This is a genomic window from Nonomuraea dietziae (genome assembly GCF_014195505.1).
Lineage (GTDB): Bacteria > Actinomycetota > Actinomycetes > Streptosporangiales > Streptosporangiaceae > Nonomuraea > Nonomuraea roseola.
In genome coordinates this window covers 6,858,641-6,874,680 of sequence record NZ_JACIBV010000001.1, presented here as the reverse complement: position 1 = coordinate 6,874,680, position 16,040 = coordinate 6,858,641, and the positions used below count along the sequence as shown (strand labels likewise).

Below are 16,040 nucleotides of genomic sequence, written 5' to 3'. Positions count from 1 at the left end.
AGTAGCGATGCTACCTACGCCGCTCCCCCACCTACGACCTCGCGCACCGGAGGCTGCGGGCGCCCGGCGGGCCTGGCCATCAGCAGGGAGCGGATGTCGACCAGGACGTGGATCACGATGGGCAGCACCAGCGAGCCGCTGGAGAAGTAGACCATGGTGAGCGAGAAGCCGGCGAGCGTGACCATGATCATGCCCCTCCACCCCTGGTAGAGGTGGCCCGCCACGAACAGCGCCAGCGCGAGGCCGGCGGCCACGGGCCTGGGGGCGCCCATCGAGGTGAACATCGCGATCAGCAGCCCCCTGAAGACGATCTCCTCGCAGACGCCCGCGCTGACGGACATGGCGACCGCCATCCACCTCTCGCCGCCGGTCCTGGGGACGAGCGCCTCGAACGCCGCCTGACCCGGCATCGCCGCGCCCGACTTCCGCATGACGAGGGCGACCACCACGGAGGCGATGACCAGGCCGGTGATCATGCCGAGGAACGTGGACAGGTCGGTGGGTACCGTCAGGCCCAGGTCGACGAGGTCGAGGTCGGGTGACAGGCCGACGATCAGCAGCGCGACCGCGGCCATGCCCCACAGCTCGGCGATCCAGGCGAGGAAGGTCCGCGTGTAGCGGCTCCGGTCGGCCTGGAGAGCGGCATAGGTCCGGCGGCCGAGCAGCGGGCTCACCACCGCGAGGTGGACCACAAGGACGACGAACAGGACGAGCGACATGGGGAGAACCTCCTGAGTTCCGGTACGAGCTAGACGGTAGAACAAGCTAGTTAGGAATGCAACCTAGCTAGAAGCGCCGCGCTACTTGACGGTCGTACAGGACTCGCATACAAAGGCAGGGACCGCCAGCGCTTGAGCGAGTCAGGAGTCGCGCATGATCGAGGTTTTCGACCCGGCCGCCCACGAGCGCGGCGTGCCGTACGAGGGTCGGGGTAGGCCCCGCGAGAGCCGACGCCGGAACCGGTCGCCACGCCGGGCCACCCAGGAGAACCCGTCCCCACGAGGAGCACGCTTGCCGCGGATCATCACCACCAGCGAGGGCGCCCCCCACCACGGCGCAGGGCTTGCCCTCCTCGCGCTGGTTTCATACCCTGGCACCTACCAAGCGCTTGACCAAGCCCGAGGTGACGGCTCGTGAACATCGACCTCGTCGATCAGGACCACTACGCGACCTTCGGCCCCCCGCACGAGCAGATGCGCTGGCTGAGAGAGCACGCTCCCGTCTACTGGCACGAGGGCGAGCCGGGATTCTGGGCCGTCACCCGCCACGAGGACGTCGTCCACGTCTCCCGCCACTCCGACCTGTTCTCCTCCGCGCGCAGGCTCGCCCTGTTCAACGAGATGCCGGAGGAGCAGCGGGAGCTGCAGCGGATGATGATGCTCAACCAGGACCCGCCCGAGCACACCAGAAGGCGCTCCCTGGTCAACCGCGGTTTCACCCCGCGCACCATCCGCGCGCTGGAGCAGCACATCCGCGACATCTGCGACGACCTGCTCGACCAGTGCTCAGGCGAAGGAGACTTCGTCACCGACCTCGCCGCGCCCCTCCCGCTCTACGTGATCTGTGAGCTGCTCGGCGCGCCCGTCGCCGACCGCGACAAGATCTTCGCCTGGTCCAACCGCATGATCGGCGCCCAGGACCCCGACTACGCCGCCTCACCGGAGGAGGGCGGCGCCGCGGCCATGGAGGTCTACGCCTACGCCTCCGAACTGGCCGCCCAGCGTCGCGCCGCCCCGCGCGACGACATCGTCACCAAGCTCCTCCAGTCCGACGAGAACGGCGAGAGCCTGACGGAGAACGAGTTCGAGCTCTTCGTGCTGCTCCTCGTGGTCGCGGGCAACGAGACCACCCGTAACGCCGCCTCCGGCGGCATGCTCACCCTCTTCGAGCATCCGGACCAGTGGGACAGGCTGGTCGCCGACCCCTCCCTCGCCGCCACGGCCGCCGACGAGATCGTCCGCTGGGTCTCGCCGGTGAACCTCTTCCGCCGTACGGCGACAGCCGACCTCACCCTGGGCGGACAGCAGGTCAAGGCCGACGACAAGGTCGTGGTCTTCTACTCCTCTGCCAACAGGGACGCGTCGGTCTTCTCCGATCCGGAGGTCTTCGACATCGGACGGTCTCCCAACCCGCACATCGGGTTCGGAGGCGGAGGCGCGCACTTCTGCCTGGGCAACCATCTGGCCAAGCTCGAGCTGCGCGTACTCTTCGAGCAGCTGGCCAGGAGGTTCCCGCGGATGCGGCAGACCGGCGAGGCCCCGCCGGTTGCGCTCGAACTTCATCAACGGCATCAAGACCCTCCCCGTCACCCTCGGCTGAACCCTCCCTCCGGCCGACCCCTCCCTCGGGTTCGGCCGGGGCCCAGCTCCAGGCAGCATCCCCCGTCCTCGCAACGCGAACGCCGCCTACGACCAGCGTTCGAGGGGCCGCCCGCGAGACCAGAACCGATACACCCGCCCGAGAGATCAGAGCCAGACGCACCACCCAAGGGAGCGGAGACAGAGGCGCCACCCGCACCACCCCAGGGAGCACCAATCGAAGGCTTCCGATGGTCCAGCAACCGATGGACCGCTCAGGGGACCAAGCGAGGGGGCACCCCGGGCGGGCTGACTGATCGTTTCTTGATGAAATCGGTGTCGGCTGGTGGTCGGTGACCTTCGTCGGCGGCCTCTGCCGAGGTGTCCGCTGGTCCTGTTCCCGACGACCTGGGGGAGCAAATAGCGCCGCCGCTTCCGCCGCACCCCCAAATGAAGTGTTTACCGTCGCGGCCGGCTTCGCGTGCCCGATCGGGCCGCCCTGGCCGGCATCGTCTCCGAACGGGCCTGCTGGAGACGGACGGCCGGCCCGATCGTGACTCCGCCTGCGGCCGATGAGATCCGACAGCCGCCCGCCCAGGAGGAGGAGGAGGAGGCAGCCCGCGCACAGATCGTGATCACCCACTCGCGGCTCGGATCCGACCGGGCATTCGTCGTCGGGTCACGGGAGGATCTGGCCGAACGCGCCGAACGAAGGCCGGCGCGGAAACCGATGTGGACCTCGTCGCCGCCCATGAGGCTCGCCGGCTCGTAGCGGCCGGTGGTAGGGCCCGCCCTACCGTGACGCACCGGCGCACCTCACCCCAAAGATGCTGGTCAGTGCCATGGGAGGCGCGGTCGCGTCGCCGTACTGTCGTCGATGCATGGAGCTGACCGCGAGGTCTGAGTCCTTCCCGAATGGCAATAGGCAAAGTGAAGAGGTAATCAGCATGGCTAGGGACCGGAAGCACATCAGCCGTCGGGGACTGGTGGCGACGGCTGTGATCGCGATGGGAGCGGTCCTCGCCCCCGTGGCGGCTCAGGCGGCCCTGTCCGACACGGTCGGCGGGAGGCAGAACCCGGTCCGCGCACTGGAGCAGGCGGCGCACCAGCTGCGCTCGACCGAGCCCGGGAGGAACACGGCCGACCTGCGAGCTCTGGGCGCGATGATCGGCGACGCCAAGGTGGTCGGCCTTGGTGAGGCCACCCACGGCTCGCACGAGTTCTTCACCATGAAGGAGCGGGTCTTCCGCTACCTCGTCGAGGAGAAGGGCTTCACCACCTTCGCCCTGGAGCTGAGCTGGTCTGCGGGGCTCGAGATCGACGAGTACCTCCAGACCGGCAAGGGCGACGCACGCAAGATCGCGAAAGCGGCGCTGGCCGGATCGCCGTGGGACCGGGAGGAGTTCGTGAGCCTCATCGAGTGGATGCGGGAGCACAACCGCCGCCACCCTGGCCGCACGGTCCATTTCATGGGCGACGACATCGGCGCCCCCAAGCTGAGCGACGACTTCTTCAACCGGGTGACCAGCTACGTGCAGCGGACCCACCCGGAGTCGCTGCCGCACCTCACGCGGCTCTACGCGGGTCTGCGCCCGATCGACGACGTGTTCGCCTACCTGGGCAAGCCCCTCGCGGAACGGCAGCGGCTCGCCGCCAAGGCACGGCAGGCCCTGGATCTGGTCAGCAGCCGGAAGGGCCCGGACGAAAGCGAGTTCGAGCTCGCGGTCCAGAACGCCCGATCCATCGCCCAGACGGCCACGTTCCTCGCCTTCGACCTCACCGACAAGGCCGCGCTGCCCGTCGCGCAGCGCTACCGCGACCAGGTGATGGCCGAGAACACCGCCTGGTGGCAGCGGCGCACCGGCGACAAGATGCTGCTGTCGGCGCAGAACGACCACGTCGGGTACGCCGCCGGTGAGCCCACGCTGTACCCCAAGACGCAAGGGGCGTACCTGCGCGACACACTGGGCAGGAAGTACCTCCCCATCGGCTTCACCTTCAACCAGGGCTCCTTCCTGTCGAAGGACGCCGCTCTCAGCGGCGACTGGAAGAAGTTCACCGTGGGCGCGGCCGAGCCCGGCATGAACGAGCACACCCTCGACAAGGTCCGTTACCGGGACTACTACCTCGACATCCGCGACGCTCCGGCCGCGGCGCGCACCTGGCTGGACGTCACCCGCCCCACGCGCAATATCGGCACGCAGTACCCCTTCCCGCCCGCCAACCTCGCGATCGCCCGCTCCTTCGACGTCCTCATCCACCTCCACGACGTCCGGGAGGCCGACCAGCCGAAGCCGTGACGGCTGGCTCCAGCGTGAGCCGCCCTGGTGCCCACCCGGCCCTCGGCGTCGCGGGGCGCCATCGACCTCCCCTGCCCTGGTGGAGGACGGCCACGAAGCCGGCCTCCACCAGGGTCGGCTGGGGCTCGCCTGCGGCATCATCCGCCTCCGGTGACCTCGCGAAAGGGTTCCGGATGGGCGGCTTCTCGGTAGGCGCCGGGAGTGACGCCGTACGTTCGCGTGAACCAGCGGGTCAGGTGGCTCTGGTCGGCGAAACCCGCCTGCGCCGCGACCTCCCCCAACGGGAGGCCCTCGGCGATCAGGCGGCGGGCCGTACGGAGTCTGAGCTGGCGTTGGTAGTCGCTCGGGGCCATCCCGTACACCGCGTGGAAGGCCCTGTAGACGGTGAAACGGCTGCATCCCGCCGACTCCGCCAGGTCGGTGGCGGTGAGGTCGTCGAGGTGGGAGTCGTTCAGGCGGCTCCTTACCCGTTCGGCGATCAGCGCGGTGCCGCCGGCAGCCGGACGGCGGGCGTCCACGGTGCCGAAAGACCTGCTGCCCCTGCGTGCCATCGCCGCGAGCGTCGCCCTGAGCAGCTCGTCGCGGCGCAGGGCCGAGGCGCCGCCGAGCAGGGCGAGATGGAGGGCGTGCAGTGACCGGGCGAGCAGCGGATCGTCCAGGACGGGCTCGGCGAAGAGGGGAAGCCCGGTACGGCGGCCCGTGGTGTCCTCCAACGCGTCGGCCACCAGCTCCGTGCCGATGTGGAGGATCCGGTAGGTGAACCCGAGCTGGTCGGCGGCGTGTCCGTCGTGCGGGTCGTCGGGGTTGAACGCCATGACCATGCCCGCGGCGCTGGTGTGTGCCGAGCCCCTGCACTTGAAGGCCTGGGCGCCGTCCTCGGTGACGCCGAAGCTGTAGGTGTCGTGGCTGTGGCGGTGGTAGACGTGGCGCACGAAGTGGGCGTGCATGGCTTCCAACGGCCTGTCGGGAGAGCGCCAGTAGCGGGACCAGTCATGCGTCACCCTCCCATTCTCACCATCCCAGCAACCCACCAGCGCTTCGCGCGGGCAGTGCAGCCACCGAGGCGTCCTCGGGAAGCGGCCCAGCCGCAGTGTGTAGTGACAGCCGACCTCGGACACGGATAACGGCCGACACTCCGACGCCAAGGCGAGCGCGGGAACCACCCGGGAGCACGCCAAAGGCAGGGGAACCGCCCGAGAGGACGGCGGAGGCAGAGAACTACCCGGGATGACGCCGGGGGCGGGAGCGAGGGGTGGCAGAGTCAGGACGCCCGCGAACCCCCGAGGCCTCCTACGCGACGCGGACGTGCCGGGCGGGAAGTCAGGCGGGGCACGCCGGACGAAGGCGCCCGGAAGCGGCCAGGCGGGGTGCGAAGGAGACGTTGAAGGAGCTGACGTCTCGGTGGATCAGGGGCCGCGCTGGAGGGGCGTGGAGGACGGGCGGTCCCCGGTGACCGGGGTGGCCTGTCGGGTGCTTGCCGTAGCGAGGGGGCGCCTGGAGCGCGCGCCAGGCCGGGCGATCGACCGGCGCGCTGAAAGAGAGCCGAGCCAGGCAGCCGAACGCGCACGCCGGAAGAGAACCAGACCAGGTGGTCGAACCGGCGGGCCGGAAGGAGGCCGAGCAAGGACGCAAACGCCGAAAGAGAGCCAGGCCAGGCAGCCGAACCCGCACGCCGGGAGAGGTGTCAGCGGAGCGGGAGGAGTTGGTCGAGGGCGGATTTGACGCGGTCGACGGTCACCCCGCAGGTGCGCAGGCGGTGTGCCAGAAGGGAAGCCGCCAACGGCGCCAGCAGCTGATCGGCCAGGACATAGGCGTCGGCCGTCGGATCCGCCTGGCCGATGAGCATCGACAGGTGCGCGTGGTAGCCGTCGTACGCGCCGCCGAACCGGGCGAAAGGGCTCGCCGTCTCAGCCATCAGCAGCAGGTCGAGCTGCTCGACCGTGCGGTCCGTCAGCGCGTGCAGGAAGGCGCGGATCCTGCTCGCCGGGTCGGCTCCCGGGCCGAGCGGTGGCGGGCCCTGGATGAAAGCCGACTGGAACTCGCGCTCCCTCTCGTCGATCAGCGCGTACGCCAGCCCCGAGCGGTCGCCGAACCTGCGGTACAGCGTGCCGACGCCCACCCCCGCAGCGGCGGCGACCTCGGCCATCGCCAGTCCCTCCACGCCGTGGACGGAGACGATCTCGGCCGCTGCGGCCAGGATCTTCGCCCGGTTGCGCGCGGCGTCGACGCGTTCGCGTCGCGGGTTGGTCACGGCCTCCACGGAGACAGCCTACTGAAAGCCTTGCAAGCGGAACACGTTCCGGTTTATCGTGCAAGCGGAACCTATTCCGTATACGGAGGACGTCATGACACGCAGAGTCGCGCTGGTCACCGGAGGAAGCCGCGGCATCGGGGCCGCCATCGCCCTCAGGCTGGCCGCCGAGGGCGCCGATGTGGTGATCACCTATGCGCGTGCGGCCGACCGTGCCGCGACGGTCGTCAAGGAGATCGAGGCCGCGGGTGTTCGCGGGCTGGCCGTGGCGGCGGAGGCGTCCGACGCGAGCCAGGTCGTCGCGGCGGTCGAAAGGACGGTCGCCGAGTTCGGCCGGATCGACGTGGTGGTCAGCAACGCGGGCGTCGCGCCGTACGGGCCGCTCGAGGACGTGACGCTCGAGGAGGTCGACAGCACGCTGGCGATCCACGCGCGCGCCTCGTTCGTGCTGGCCCAGGCGGCCGCCGCGCACATGGGCAGGGGCGGCAGGATCATCTGCATCGGCAGCAGCCTCGCCGAGCGGGTGCCGTATCCCGGCTGGACCCTCTACTCGATGAGCAAGTCCGCGCTGATCGGGCTGACCAAGGGGCTGGCCAGGGATCTCGGCCCGAGGGGCATCACCGCCAACCTGGTGCATCCCGGCTCGACCGACACCGAGATGAACCCTGCCGACAGCCAGGACGCGGAGGAGGAGCGGCGCTACACCGCCCTCGACACCTACTGCAGCCCCGAGGACATCGCGGCCACCGTCGCCCATCTGGCCGGTGAGGGCGGCAGGCACATCACCGGCGCCGCCGTCACCGTCGACGCGGGCACCACGGCCTGACGTCATGGCATGGCTGCTGCTCGTCGTCGCCGCAGGACTGGAACTCGTCTGGGCCACCGCGCTCGAGCGTTCGGACGGATTCACCAGGCCATGGCCCGCCCTCCTCGGGGTGTCGGCGGCGGCGCTGAGCCTCGTGCTGCTCACCTTCGCGCTCAGATCGCTGCCGATGGGCACGGCGTACGCCGTCTGGGTGGGCCTCGGCGCCGTCGGGGTCGCCGTGGCGGGCATCGTCGCCCTCGGGGAGAGCGCGGCCCCGGCCAGGCTGGCCTGCCTGGCCCTCATCGTGCTCGGGGTCGTCGGGCTGAGGCTGCTCGACGGCTGAACCCCGCACCAGCGTTCAAGACGGAGAGCGGAGGGGCGGGCAGGGTGGACGGCATGCGGTTCGATACGAAGATAGGCATCGTGGTCCGTGAGGACCTCGCCACCTGGCAGAAGCTGAACGTCACCGCCTTCCTGGCCTCCGCCGTCGCGGGCGGGGAGCCCGAGACGGTCGGCCGGCCGTACGAGGACGGCTCGGGGAACGAGTACCTGCCGATGTTCAGGCAGCCGGTGCTCGTCTACGCCACCGACGGCGAAGGGCTGGCCGGAGTGAGGGAGCGGGCCGTGGCCCGCGGGCTGCGGGTGGCCGTCTACACCGAGGAGCTGTTCAAGACGGGCAACGACGACGACAACAGGGCCGCGGTGCGGGCCGTGGCGGAGGAGGACCTGCGACTGGTCGGGCTGGCCCTCTACGGCCCGCGCAACGCGGTCGACAGGACGACGAAGGGGTTGCCGCTCCATCCGTGATCACCACCTGCGGCGGCGGGCGGCGCGCAGCCTGCCGAGGATGCGGGTGACCTGGCCCGACGTGGGCTGCCATCCGCACTCGATCAGGGCGTTGGCCACCTGCTCGACGACGTCGGCGCCGCGCCCCGGGATCACGTCGCGGCGCACGGGGATGACGCGCCATCCCGCGGCGCGCAGGGCGGCGCGGCGGCCGAGATCGCGGCGGCGGTCGGCGGCCGAGGTGTGGTGCTCGTGGCCGTCGTACTCGACGGCGAGCAGGAACGCGGGCCAGCCGAGATCGAGGTAGGCGAGCCTGCCGCCGGGCAGGTCGACGCGGATCTGGGTGGCGGGGCGCGGCAGCCCGCCCTCGACGAGGATGACCCTGAGCCAGCTCTCCCGAGGGGAGGCGGCGCCCCTGTCGGCCATCGCGAGCGTCTCCCGGAGTCCGCGCGAGCCCGTGGCCCTGCGCAGGAGGCGATCGTGGTCGACGCCGCGGCGCAGGAACTGGTCGACGATGGCGACACCCTCGGGACGGGGCAGCCGCCGCGCGCAGTCGAAGGCGGTGCGTTCGGGCGTGGTCACGCGGACGGACCTGTGGCGGGTCACGTCGGCCGACGGCAGCGCGGTGACGTGGACGGCGCAGCCGGGAACCTCCACAGGATGCGGGACGGCGAGCTCGACGGGCCACCCGTCCTCGCTCTCGCTCAGGGCGTTGAGGCCCCAGACATGAGCGGCCGTGCGCAGACAGGCGATGGCGCCGGGGACCGCGGCGGTGAACAGGCGGGCCCTGTCGAGGAGGGAGGCGTGCACCAGGCCAGCCTGGCCAGGAGGCGCGCGGCCGCGGCCGTCCGAACGGGGTTCTGTGGACGCGCGAGCGCTGTCCACAGAACGGCTGGACCTCAGGGCCAGGAGGAGTCCTGGTCGGGGTCTCCACCGTCGGTGAGCAGCCGCAGGTCCGACTCCACCATCATCGCCACGAGCTCCTCGAAGGCCACCGTGGGCTCCCAACCGAGCTGGGTACGCGCCTTCTTGGGGTCGGCGCACAGCAGGTCCACCTCGGCGGGCCTGTGCAGGCTCTGGTCGCCGACGACGTACTGCTCCCAGTCGAGCCCCGCCGCCACGAAGGCCGCCTCGACCAGCTCCCTGACCGAGTGCGTGCGTCCCGTGCCGATCACGTAGTCCTCGGGCGTGTCGGCCTGGAGCATGAGGTGCATGGCCCGCACGTAGTCACCGGCGAAGCCCCAGTCGCGGCGCGCCTCCAGGTTGCCCAGCTTCAGCTCCGAGGCGAGCCCGAGCTTGATCCTCGCCACGCCGAGCGACACCTTGCGCGTCACGAACTCGGCTCCGCGCCTGGGCGACTCGTGGTTGAACAGGATCCCCGACACCGCGAACATCCCGTAGGACTCGCGGTAGTTCTGGGTGAGGAAGTGACCGTAGGCCTTGGCCACGCCGTAGGGCGAGCGGGGGTGGAAGGACGTGCGCTCGTTCTGCGGCGTCTCGCTGACCTGACCGAACATCTCCGAGGAGGAGGCCTGGTAGAAGCGGATGGAGGCGCCGCGCGAGGAGCACACCCTGATCGCCTCGAGCATGCGCAGCACGCCCATGCCCGTGACCTCGGCCGTCAGCTCGGCCTGCTCCCACGACATCGGAACGAAGGAGATCGCCCCCAGGTTGTAGACCTCGTCGGGCTGGACCTTCTCCACGGCGGAGATCAGCGACCCCTGGTCGAGCAGATCACCTCTGACGACCTGGACGTCAGCCAGCAGCTTGCGCATCCTCGACACCCGCGGGTTGGCCTGCCCCCTTGCCAGCCCCCACACCTCGTACCCCGAAGCGAGCAGGTGCTCGGCCAGATAGGAACCGTCCTGCCCGGTGATGCCGGTGATCAGTGCGCGCCTGGCCAACGAGGCCCTCCATCAATAGTCCTTGGGACGGGAATGTACAGCTACGCCCGTCAATGAAGCATCAGCCCCCATAGAACGCGTTCCACCGAATGACGTTCGGTACGGCTAACTTCCCAGTTCGCGCCCTGTGAAAGCCATACGAGGAACAATTCCACAAGAGGATCCCCATACCTACCCAATGGTAAGGTGCGCAGACTAAGGTCATCTTTCACGGTACCGGGCGGAGAAAGGGGTGCCAGTGGGCGACTCTCTGCGGATCGCACTGCTGTCCTACCGGAGTAAGCCCACCTGCGGAGGTCAAGGCGTCTACCTCCGCCACCTGAGCAGGGAACTGGTCGCCCTCGGCCACCACGTCGAGGTCTTCTCCGGCCAGCCGTACCCCGAGCTCGACGAGGGCGTGATCCTCAACAAGGTCCCGAGCCTCGATCTCTACCGCGACGAGGACCCCTTCCGCACGCCGAAGCTCCACGAGTACCGCGACTGGATCGACCTGCTCGAGGTCGGCACGATGTGGACGGCGGGCTTCCCCGAGCCGCTGACCTTCACGCTGCGCGCCTACCGTGAGATGAAGAGGCGCCGCAAGGACTTCGACGTCGTCCAGGACAACCAGACCCTCGGCTACGGACTGCTCGGCATCCAGAAGCTGCTGCCCGTGGTCGGCACGATCCACCACCCGATCAGCGTCGACAGGCGCATCGAGCTGGAGGCGGCCAAGGGCGTCAAGAAGCTCACCATGCGCAGGTGGTACGGCTTCGTGAAGATGCAGGCCAAGGTCGCCCCGAGGCTGAGCCCGATCCTCACGGTGAGCGAGTCGAGCCTGGCCGACATCCACCGCGACTTCAACGTGCCCCAGGCCAACATGCGCCTGATCCCGCTGGGCGTGGACACCCGCTACTTCCACCCGCGTCCCGACAAGCCCCGCAGGAAGGGCTCGATCGTCGCGGTGGCGAGCGCGGACTCCCCCATGAAGGGCGTCTCCACGCTGCTGAGGGCGGTCGCCAAGCTGGCCACCGAGCGCGACGTGAACCTCACCGTCGTCAGCAAGCCCACCCCCGGCGGCCCGACCGAGCAGCTGGTCCAGGAGCTCTCCCTGCACGACAGGGTCAGGTTCGTGCACGGCATCTCCGACGACGAGCTCGGCGAGTTGATCGCCACGTCGGAGATCTCCGTGGTCCCGAGCCTCTACGAGGGCTTCTCGCTGCCCGCCGTCGAGCACATGGCCTGCGCCACCCCGCTGGTCGCCAGCCGTACGGGCGCGCTGCCCGAGGTGGTCGGGGACGCCGCGGTGCAGGTGACCCCGGGCGACGCCGAGGAACTGGCCGCGGTGCTGCGCCGCCTGCACGACGACCCCGAGGAGCGCGAGCGGGTCGGCAGGGCGGGCTACGACCGCGTGATGGAGCGCTACACCTGGAACGTCGTCGCCAAGAAGACCGTTGAGGCCTACCGAGAGGCCATTGAGGAGTTCGGCACGTGCTGACCGTCGACTTCGCCCGGCTGCCTGTCGGGCCGGGCATTCGTGTGCTCGACCTCGGGTGCGGCGGAGGCCGCCACGCCTTCGAGGCGCTGCGCAGGGGCGCGGACGTGGTCGCCTTCGACATGGACCAGTCCGAGCTCGACGGCGTCAAGTCGATGTTCGCGGCGATGGAGGAGACCGGCGAGGCCGCGGGCACCGGCGAGACGGTGCAGGGCACCGCGCTGGACATGCCGTTCGAGGACAACAGCTTCGACCGGGTCATCGCCGCCGAGGTGCTGGAGCACATCCACGAGGACACCACCGCCATGCGGGAGATCCTGCGGGTGCTCAAGCCCGGTGGGCTGGCCGCGGTCACCGTGCCCGCCTTCCTGCCCGAGCGCATCTCGTGGGCGCTGAGCGAGGACTACCACACCGCTCCCGGCGGGCACATCCGCATCTACACGCTGGCCGAGCTCAAGGCCAAGCTGAAGGCCACCGGCTTCAAGGTCGGGCCGCACCACTTCGCGCACGGCCTGCACGCCCCGTACTGGTGGATCAAGTGCGCCGTGGGTGTCGACAACGACGAGCACCCGCTGGTCAAGGCCTACCACCAGCTCCTTGTCTGGGACATCATGAAGCGCCCCAGGACGACCAGGGTCGCCGAGGCGGTGCTGAACCAGCTCATCGGCAAGAGCGTGGTGGTCTACCTCAGGAAACCCGCGTGATCTCCAGCGGCCAGGTCCTCCAGACGGCGCAGAGCATCGCCGACATCCAGGAGGACGACGGCGGCGTGCCGTGGCCCGAAGGTCACGTCGACGCGTGGAACCACGTCGAGTGCCTGATGGCCATGTCGGTGGCGGGCCTCACCGGCAACGTCGAGCGCGGCTACGCCTGGCTGGAGCGCCACCAGCGCGAGGACGGCTCCTGGCCGATGAAGCTGGTCAGAGGCGAGCCCACCGAGCTGGGCGGCGAGTCCAACCACGCCGCGTACGTCGCCGTCGGCGTGTGGCACGACCTCCTGATCACCGGTGAGCTCGACACGGCGCGCGAGCGCTGGCCCATGGTCAAGAGGGCCCTCGACTACGTCGTCGACCTCCAGACCCCGCGCGGCGAGATCGTCTGGGAGCGCGACGCCCACGGCCGCGCCGCGGGATACGCCCTGCTGACCGGCTGCTCCTCCATCCACCATGCGCTGCGCAGCGGCGTCCTGCTCGCCGACCGCCTCGACGACCCGCAGCCGCACTGGGAACTGGCCGCCGACCGCCTGGCCAACGCGCTGCAGAACCTCCCCGACGCGTTCGCCGACAAGAGCCGCTTCTCGATGGACTGGTACTACCCGGTCCTCGGCGGCGCCGTCCGCGGCGACCAGGGGCTCGAACTGCTGGACAAGGAGTGGGACACCTTCGTGGTGGAGGGCCTCGGCATCCGCTGCGTCTCCGACCAGCCGTGGGTGACGGGCGCGGAGACCTGCGAGCTGGTCCTGGCCCTCGACGCCCTGGGCGACCGCAGGCGCGCCGAGCGGCTGTTCGCCGACATGCAGCACCTGCGCCACGAGGACGGCTCGTACTGGACGGGCTGGCAGTTCGCCAACCGCAAGCACTTCCCGCACGAGCGGTCGGGCTACACGGCCGCCGCCGTGGTGCTCGCCGCCGACGCCCTGCTGGGGCTCACCCCTGGCGCGGCCCTCTTCCGTGACATCCCCTCCCCCGTACGGCAGGCGGGCCTGACGCCACCGCGCCCGCGTGGCTGAGGTCCGTCCAAGCACGCCACTCCCGCGCGACTCCGGCTGATCGCGTCACATCACCCTCGAAGCAAGTCGTTTTGCCGGTTCTTTGCCACGAAAAGCGGAGCGCCGTCGAGGAGCGCCGCAAGGCCGTCACTAGGTTCGTGGCTGGCCGTACGATGCGTCTTCGGGGGAAGAGTGGGCGACACGGGCACATTGCCGTTCTTGAACCAGCTCAGGATCGAGCCGATCAATCCCCCCGCGCAGGGTCTGCGCCGCCTCCTGAGCAAGGATCCGGCCGAGGCCGACCTGGGCAGGCGGCGCTTCAGGCTCAGAGCAGGACAGGCCCGCGCCACGCTGGAGCGCGCCGAGCGCTCCCACATCTTCGGCTACAACGCCGTCCTGTCCCACGAGACGGGCAAGATCGACGATCTGCCCGCCGAGCAGCGCGGGTTCGCCTACGAGGGCGCGGCCACGGCGTGCGCCACGCTCGACCTGCTGACCATGAGCAGGGGCAGACGGACGCACGAGCTGCTGGCCGGCCTCGCCGTACGCCATCAGCACGCCGCGCACCTCGGCATCGGCCGCGCCTACGCCAGGCTGCGCCTGCGACCGCTCTGGGGGTTCGGCGCCTGCCATCCGCTGCTGCGGTGGCTGGCGGTCGACGGGTTCGGCTTCCAGCGCTCGCTCACCCACGCCGACCGCATGGTGGGCGAGCGGTCCATGCCCGACCTGCTGACCAGGGCGCATCGGGCCATCTTCGACCAGGGGCTGGGCCGCCTGCTGTGGTTCCACGACTGCGCCTGCCCCGAGGACGTCGCGGCCCGCGTCGCGGAGTTCCCCGCGGGGCGCAGAGCCGACCTGTGGAGCGGGGTGGCGTTCGCGGCCACCTACGTGGGCGGCGCGGACCCTGACGAGCTGTGCGGGCTGGCGGCGCACGCCTCGGCCGACGGCTTCCGGGCCCATGTGTCGCAGGGCGCGGCCTTCGCGATCGCCACGCGGCTGCAGGAGGGACACGTGCCCGAGCAGGCGGCGCACGCCGTCCAGCTGCTGACGGGGGCCGAGCCCGAGCAGGCGGCGTCGTGGACGGACACGGCGCTGATCGCGCTCGGCCACGATCCCCACACCCATGAGGACTTCCAGGCCTGGCACGCCCACACTCGCCGCGCGCTGACCCGCCGCCGCTAGAGGCGCGTCAGGACCCTGAGGGAGCCCGTCACCGAGACCTCCTTGAAGGCCCCAGACTCCAGCGCGCGCAGATAGACGCGGTAGGGCGCCTGGCCGCCGTCGGCGGGGTCGGGATAGATGTCGTGGAAGACCAGCGCGCCGCCGGGGGCGACGTGCGGGGCCCAGCCCTCGTAGTCGCGGGTCACCGGCTCCTCGGAGTGGCCGCCGTCGATGAACAGCATGCCGAGCGGCGTGTTCCACAGCCGCGCCACCTGCTCGGACCTGCCGACGATCGCGACGACCTCGTCCTCGAGCCCCGCGGCGGCGATCGTCTCGCGGAAGGCGGGAAGGGAGTCCATCTTGCCGAAGCGCGGGTCGACCAGCGTCGGGTCGTGGTGCTCCCAGCCCGGCTGGATCTCCTCCGAGCCCCTGTGGTGGTCGACCGTCACCACGACCGAGCCGATCTGCCTGGCGGCGGCGCCGAGGTAGATGGCCGACTTGCCGCAGTAGGTGCCGATCTCGCAGATGGGGCCCTGCCTGCCGTACTGGAGGGCCGCCTCGTAGAGCGCCCGCCCCTCGTCCCGGGGCATGAAGCCCTTGGCCCGCTCGGCGGCCTGCAGCAGTTCGGGCGGCATCTCCATGAGGAGCACCCTACTGGAGGGCGTTCAAACCGAACATTCCTCTTGAACCGTATTCTGGAACCTGTTCTACTTGGCACGTGAATCAGCGCGCCAGCATCACGATGTCCGACGACGACGTCAGCGCCCTCCTCAGGGAGTCGCGCAAGCTGCAGCTCGCGACCATCAACCCGGACGGCACGCCGCACCTGGTCACCATGTTCTACGCGCTCGACAGCGAGGGCAGAGTCGCCTTCTGGACCTACGGCAAGGCCCAGAAGACACGCAACCTCGAGCGCGACCCCCGCGTCAGCTGCCTGATCGAGACCGGCGACGACTACGCCGAACTGCGCGGCATCCTGCTGTACGGCGTGGCCGAGCAGGTCGAGAGGACGCTCGACATCGGCATGGAGATCGCCAGGAGGATGACCCCCGGAGTGCCCGACGAGCTGCTTCGCGAGTACGTGGAGCACACGGGGAGAAAGCGAGTCGCCTTCGTCGTGGAGCCCACCAAAGTGGTGTCATGGGACCACAGGAGGCTGTCATGAAGATCAAGGTTGACTATCTGGTGTGCGAGGCCAACGCGGTGTGCATGGGACTCGCCCCCGAGGTGTTCGAAGTGGACGACGAGGACCAGCTGCACGTCCTGCTGCCCGAGCCGCCGCCCGAGATGGTGGACCGCGTCCGCCACGCGGTGCGGTCATGTCCGAAAGCCGCCCTCTCTCTCGAGGAGTAAC

General features: G+C 70.0%; 17 protein-coding genes. 11 read left to right on the top strand and 6 right to left on the bottom strand.

Annotation, left to right across the window (positions count from 1 at the left end):
• Window positions 1-14: 14 nt before the first annotated feature.
• On the bottom strand, window positions 15-719 hold the full coding sequence (locus FHR33_RS32875) for a CPBP family intramembrane glutamic endopeptidase (protein ID WP_183656027.1): 705 nt from the start codon (window positions 717-719) through the stop codon (window positions 15-17).
• 414 nt (window positions 720-1,133) lie between these two features.
• Here FHR33_RS32875 and FHR33_RS52865 point away from each other — a divergent pair, with 414 nt between their 5' ends.
• Together FHR33_RS52865 and FHR33_RS32865 are read left to right on the top strand one after the other, a co-directional pair.
• A complete protein-coding gene (locus tag FHR33_RS52865; protein WP_312895824.1) occupies window positions 1,134-2,654 on the top strand; it encodes a cytochrome P450 in 1,521 nt (506 codons plus the stop codon).
• Between the two features lie 590 nt (window positions 2,655-3,244).
• Window positions 3,245-4,597, top strand: a complete 1,353-nt coding sequence (locus FHR33_RS32865; protein WP_183656024.1) for an erythromycin esterase family protein — start codon at window positions 3,245-3,247, stop codon at window positions 4,595-4,597.
• 137 nt (window positions 4,598-4,734) lie between these two features.
• Here the strand turns inward: FHR33_RS32865 and FHR33_RS32860 are convergent, their stop codons facing one another.
• Together FHR33_RS32860 and FHR33_RS32855 are read right to left on the bottom strand one after the other, a co-directional pair.
• Window positions 4,735-5,598, bottom strand: a complete 864-nt coding sequence (locus tag FHR33_RS32860) for a helix-turn-helix transcriptional regulator (protein WP_312895823.1) — start codon at window positions 5,596-5,598, stop codon at window positions 4,735-4,737.
• Between the two features lie 683 nt (window positions 5,599-6,281).
• The gene (locus FHR33_RS32855; protein WP_183656021.1) at window positions 6,282-6,857 is read right to left on the bottom strand and encodes a TetR/AcrR family transcriptional regulator; all 576 of its coding nucleotides are present in this window, start codon (window positions 6,855-6,857) and stop codon (window positions 6,282-6,284) included.
• 85 nt (window positions 6,858-6,942) lie between these two features.
• Here FHR33_RS32855 and FHR33_RS32850 point away from each other — a divergent pair, with 85 nt between their 5' ends.
• From FHR33_RS32850 to FHR33_RS32840, 3 genes are read left to right on the top strand one after another with little or no spacing between them, the layout of a single operon-like run.
• Window positions 6,943-7,674 (top strand): SDR family NAD(P)-dependent oxidoreductase, encoded by a 732-nt coding sequence (locus tag FHR33_RS32850; RefSeq protein ID WP_183656018.1) that lies wholly within the window; start codon window positions 6,943-6,945, stop codon window positions 7,672-7,674.
• A 4-nt stretch (window positions 7,675-7,678) separates the two neighbouring features.
• Window positions 7,679-7,996 (top strand): DMT family transporter, encoded by a 318-nt coding sequence (locus FHR33_RS32845; protein ID WP_183656015.1) that lies wholly within the window; start codon window positions 7,679-7,681, stop codon window positions 7,994-7,996.
• Between the two features lie 53 nt (window positions 7,997-8,049).
• Window positions 8,050-8,460 carry a PTH2-like family protein gene (locus FHR33_RS32840; RefSeq protein WP_183656012.1) on the top strand — a complete coding sequence of 137 codons (411 nt, stop codon included), beginning with the start codon at window positions 8,050-8,052 and terminating at the stop codon, window positions 8,458-8,460.
• On the opposite strand, the gene FHR33_RS32835 is transcribed toward FHR33_RS32840, so the two are convergent.
• Window positions 8,461-9,249, bottom strand: coding sequence for a type IV toxin-antitoxin system AbiEi family antitoxin (locus tag FHR33_RS32835; protein WP_183656010.1), 789 nt, complete (start codon window positions 9,247-9,249; stop codon window positions 8,461-8,463).
• A gap of 89 nt (window positions 9,250-9,338) precedes the next feature.
• Entirely contained in the window at window positions 9,339-10,343 is a 1,005-nt protein-coding gene (locus FHR33_RS32830; RefSeq protein WP_183656008.1) for a GDP-mannose 4,6-dehydratase, read from the bottom strand.
• 232 nt (window positions 10,344-10,575) lie between these two features.
• Between FHR33_RS32830 and FHR33_RS32825 the strand changes: the two genes are divergently transcribed.
• From FHR33_RS32825 to FHR33_RS32810, 4 genes are all read left to right on the top strand, one after another.
• The gene (locus FHR33_RS32825; RefSeq protein ID WP_183656006.1) at window positions 10,576-11,820 is read left to right on the top strand and encodes a glycosyltransferase family 4 protein; all 1,245 of its coding nucleotides are present in this window, start codon (window positions 10,576-10,578) and stop codon (window positions 11,818-11,820) included.
• Window positions 11,814-12,521: a class I SAM-dependent methyltransferase gene (locus FHR33_RS32820; RefSeq protein ID WP_183656004.1), complete on the top strand. Its 708-nt coding sequence runs from the start codon at window positions 11,814-11,816 to the stop codon at window positions 12,519-12,521. The genes FHR33_RS32825 and FHR33_RS32820 overlap by 7 nt, the downstream gene beginning before the upstream one ends.
• Complete coding sequence (locus FHR33_RS32815) at window positions 12,518-13,546, top strand: prenyltransferase/squalene oxidase repeat-containing protein (protein ID WP_183656003.1); 1,029 nt, start codon at window positions 12,518-12,520, stop codon at window positions 13,544-13,546. Before FHR33_RS32820 ends, FHR33_RS32815 begins: the two co-directional genes overlap by 4 nt.
• Before the next feature lie 198 nt (window positions 13,547-13,744).
• Entirely contained in the window at window positions 13,745-14,707 is a 963-nt protein-coding gene (locus tag FHR33_RS32810) for a DUF1702 family protein (protein WP_183656002.1), read from the top strand.
• Here the strand turns inward: FHR33_RS32810 and FHR33_RS32805 are convergent.
• Complete coding sequence (locus FHR33_RS32805) at window positions 14,704-15,321, bottom strand: class I SAM-dependent methyltransferase (RefSeq protein WP_183660435.1); 618 nt, start codon at window positions 15,319-15,321, stop codon at window positions 14,704-14,706. The two genes, FHR33_RS32810 and FHR33_RS32805, sit on opposite strands and share 4 nt — an antisense overlap.
• An 83-nt stretch (window positions 15,322-15,404) precedes the next feature.
• Here FHR33_RS32805 and FHR33_RS32800 point away from each other — a divergent pair, with 83 nt between their 5' ends.
• Both FHR33_RS32800 and FHR33_RS32795 read left to right on the top strand, forming a co-directional pair.
• The gene (locus FHR33_RS32800; protein WP_183656001.1) at window positions 15,405-15,851 is read left to right on the top strand and encodes a pyridoxamine 5'-phosphate oxidase family protein; all 447 of its coding nucleotides are present in this window, start codon (window positions 15,405-15,407) and stop codon (window positions 15,849-15,851) included.
• A complete protein-coding gene (locus FHR33_RS32795) occupies window positions 15,848-16,039 on the top strand; it encodes a ferredoxin (RefSeq protein WP_183656000.1) in 192 nt (63 codons plus the stop codon). The genes FHR33_RS32800 and FHR33_RS32795 overlap by 4 nt, the downstream gene beginning before the upstream one ends.
• Window position 16,040: the final 1 nt, after the last annotated feature.